The following is a 3,451-nucleotide window of genomic DNA, read 5'->3' on the forward strand; positions in this document are numbered from 1 at the left end:
ATAAAATCTTGCTCTTCTCACAGATGCACCTTCATCGCTTCGCTGCACTTCCACATTAAAATATCTGCCAAATCCATCCTCTGCCAAAATATCCAGCTGTGCGGAATGTCCGTAAATATTCTGAATAAATCTTTGTATCCTTACATTTTTCACTTTGATTTTATCATCTTTCAAAATAACGCGCAACATTATTTGCGCTGCCGACACATTCTCATCCAGCATAAGATTCATAAATTTATTATTCATCATACTTAGTCCTTCTATTACCTGTCTGATAAGCTTATAATTTGTCTGCATCTCAGCAACTCCTTTGTAATTATCTGATTATTCTCTATTTTAAACAGTATAGCATCCATCTCGGCAGAAGTCAACATAATTTTCTGACTATTTAATTGCTATAAAAAAAACTGCCGCCGAACTCGTACCTATTCACAAGTACAAGTCCGACGACAGTTGCATTTTTTATAAGTCTAGCTTATTTTTATAAGGTCTTCAGATATTCCAGGCGCTCGTTAATCGCAGCCTTCTTACCGTTCAGCTCTTCAGCCTTAGCCTTCTCTTTTTCGATAACAGCCTCAGGTGCTTTTGCCAGGAAGCCGGCGTTGCCCAGCTTGCCTTCAACACGGCTCAGCTCCTTGTCGATAGCAGCCAGCTCCTTGTTCAGGCGAGCATTTTCCTTCTCGACATCAATCAGGCCTGCCAGCGGCAGATAAACCTCAATGCCTGCTACAACTGCAGCCATAGCATTTTCCGGTTTAGCAGCATTGTCAGCCAGCACAGTCAGCTCGCTGATAGCGCCCATAAGATGGATGTAGTCGGCGTTAGCCTCAATGCCGTCCTTCAGGTCAGCAGCAGCCAGCATGGTTGCCGGAACCTTCTTTCCGGGCGGTACGTTAACCTCTGCACGCATGTTACGGATAGCCTTGATGCTTTCCATGATAGCGCCCATCAGGCGTTCTGCCTCATCGTCCATCAGAGCTTCATCAGCCTCAGGCCACTTGGAAATCATAATGCTTTCTGCTTCATGCGGCAGGCATTGGTAAATTTCCTCGGTGATGAACGGCATGTACGGATGCAGCAGCTGCATAGCGCTGGTCAGTACGGTTGCCAGAACATGCTGTGCGGTTGCACGTTCTTCAGCGTTTTCTTTATTATACAGACGCGGTTTAGCCAGCTCGATATACCAGTCGCAAACCTCGCCCCAGATGAAGTCGTAAATCATGCGGCCTGCTTCACCCAGCTCAAACTTCTCCAGCATTTCGGTAACGCTCTTGGCGGTATGCTGCAGACGGGACAGAATCCATTTATCTGCCAAGGTATACGGAGCCAGCTTAGCGTTGGCATCGTAGCCTTCCATGTTCATCAGAGCGAAACGGGAAGCGTTCCAGATCTTGTTGGCAAAGTTACGGGTTGCCTCTACGCGCTCCCAGTAGAAGCGCATATCGTTGCCCGGGGTGTTGCCGGTAATCAGCATGAAGCGCAGAGTATCAGCGCCGTATTGGTCAATAACCTCCAGCGGGTCGATGCCGTTGCCCAGGGATTTGGACATCTTGCGGCCCTGGCTGTCGCGAACCAGACCATGGATGAATACCTTGTCGAACGGAATCTCATGCATGAATTCCATACCCATAATCAGCATACGTGCAACCCAGAAGAAGATGATATCGTAACCGGTTACGAGTACGCTTGTCGGATAGAATTGCTTTAAGAGCGGAGTTTTATTCGGCCAGCCCATAGTAGAGAACGGCCACAGAGCGGAGCTGAACCAGGTGTCCAGTGCGTCCTCGTCCTGATGGATATGTGCGCTGCCGCATTTCGGGCAAACAGTCAAATCGGTGCGGCTGGCGCTCATTTCGCCGCAGTCATCGCAGTACCATACAGGAATGCGGTGGCCCCACCAGATCTGACGGGAAATACACCAGTCGCGGATGTTATCCATCCAGCCGGTATAGGTCTTGGTGAAGCGTTCCGGTACGAACTGAGTACGGCCGTCTTCAACGCAGTCCACAGCAGCCTTAACCAAAGGCTCCATCTTAACGAACCATTGGGTGGAAACCTGAGATTCAACAGCATGACCGCAGCGTTGGCAGTGGCCTACAGCATGGGAATGCTCTTCAACCTTAACCAGATAGCCGTCAGCCTTCAGGTCGGCAACGATAGCCTTACGGCATTCCTCACGGGTCATGCCTTCGTATTTGCCTGCTTCTTTAGTCATAATGCCGTCCATGCCGATAACAACGATGCTCGGCAGGTTGTGGCGAATACCCATCTCATAGTCGTTAGGATCATGGGACGGAGTAATTTTTACAGCGCCGGTACCGAATTTGGTATCAACATAACTGTCAGCGATGATAGGAATAATTCTGTCGGTAGTCGGCAGACGCAGGGTTTTGCCAACCAGGTCGCCATAACGCGGGTCCTCCGGATTAACTGCTACTGCAGTATCGCCGGGCAGAGTTTCCGGACGGGTGGTTGCAATCATCAGGCTGCGGCCTTCTTCTTCAACTACAGGGTAGTTGATGTACCAGAGATGTCCCGGGTCATCCTTATGCTCAACTTCGATATCGCTCAGTGCGGTGTTGCAGTTTACACACCAGTTGGTGATGCGGGTGCCTTTGTAAATCAGGCCCTTTTCAAACAGAGTGCAGAAAACCTCACGTACAGCCTTGGAGCAGCCCTCGTCCATGGTGAAGCGCTTACGTTCCCAGTCGCAGGAAACGCCCAGATGCTTCAGCTGGTTGATAATGCGGTCGCCGTATTGCTCCTTCCACTCCCAAACACGTTTCAGGAACTCTTCGCGACCCAGGTCATAACGTGTTTTGCCTTCCTCTTTTTTGATAACCTCTTCAACCTTAATCTGGGTTGCCAGACCTGCATGGTCATAGCCGGGCATCCACAGAGTGTTGTGGCCCATCATGCGGTGCCAGCGGATTAAGATATCCTGCAGGGTGTTATCCAACGCATGGCCCATATGCAGCTGACCGGTGATGTTCGGTGGGGGGATAACAATACTGAAGGCTTCCTTGCCCTCTTCTACTTCGGCATGAAAATAACGATGCTCTTCCCAGAATTTATACCATTTCTTCTCTACGGAAGCAGGATCATAAACCTTAGGGATATTATGCTCTTCACACATAAAAAAATTCCTCCTTAAAATAAACAAGCCCTGTCCTTTACGGACAGGGCGAATAATCGTGGTACCACCTATCTTCCTTATGCTTTTTGCACAAGGCACTCAATGCACGTAACGTGTGCGCACGTTTTTGCCTACTATAATGTTCAGCAAAACAGCTCCCGAGCTACACTCACCTCACCGCCACACAGCTTGCACCAACCGCTGCTTCTCTTTAGTGGCTTTACGGAGATAAGCCTCTCGTTCCTTGCCTGTAGATATTTTGTTATACTCTATATCTTAGCAAGGAAGAGGTGGGATTGTCAAGAGGAGAAAAGG

1 protein-coding gene, 1 pseudogene and 1 other annotated feature are annotated in these 3,451 nt (G+C 49.1%); the gene and the pseudogene both read right to left on the bottom strand.

The features are described 5' to 3' along the window. Positions 1 to 249: pseudogene (locus BN587_RS00030) on the bottom strand (hypothetical protein); the annotation flags it as partial. Positions 250 to 481: 232 nt separating this feature from the next. Continuing rightward, positions 482 to 3,136: a valine--tRNA ligase gene (locus tag BN587_RS00035; RefSeq protein WP_021719135.1), complete on the bottom strand. Its 2,655-nt coding sequence runs from the start codon at positions 3,134 to 3,136 to the stop codon at positions 482 to 484. A 41-nt stretch (positions 3,137 to 3,177) separates the two neighbouring features. Beyond that, positions 3,178 to 3,390, bottom strand: a binding site (T-box leader). Between the last annotated feature and the right edge of the window lie 61 nt (positions 3,391 to 3,451).

Origin of the sequence: Phascolarctobacterium succinatutens CAG:287 (genome assembly GCF_000434895.1) — a bacterium.
Taxonomy (GTDB): domain Bacteria; phylum Bacillota; class Negativicutes; order Acidaminococcales; family Acidaminococcaceae; genus Phascolarctobacterium_A; species Phascolarctobacterium_A succinatutens_A.

Coding starts and splice junctions, on each gene's coding strand:
- BN587_RS00035 (WP_021719135.1), bottom strand. CDS start 3,136: ATGTGTGAAGAGCATAATATCCCTAAGGTTTATGATCCTGCTTCCGTA.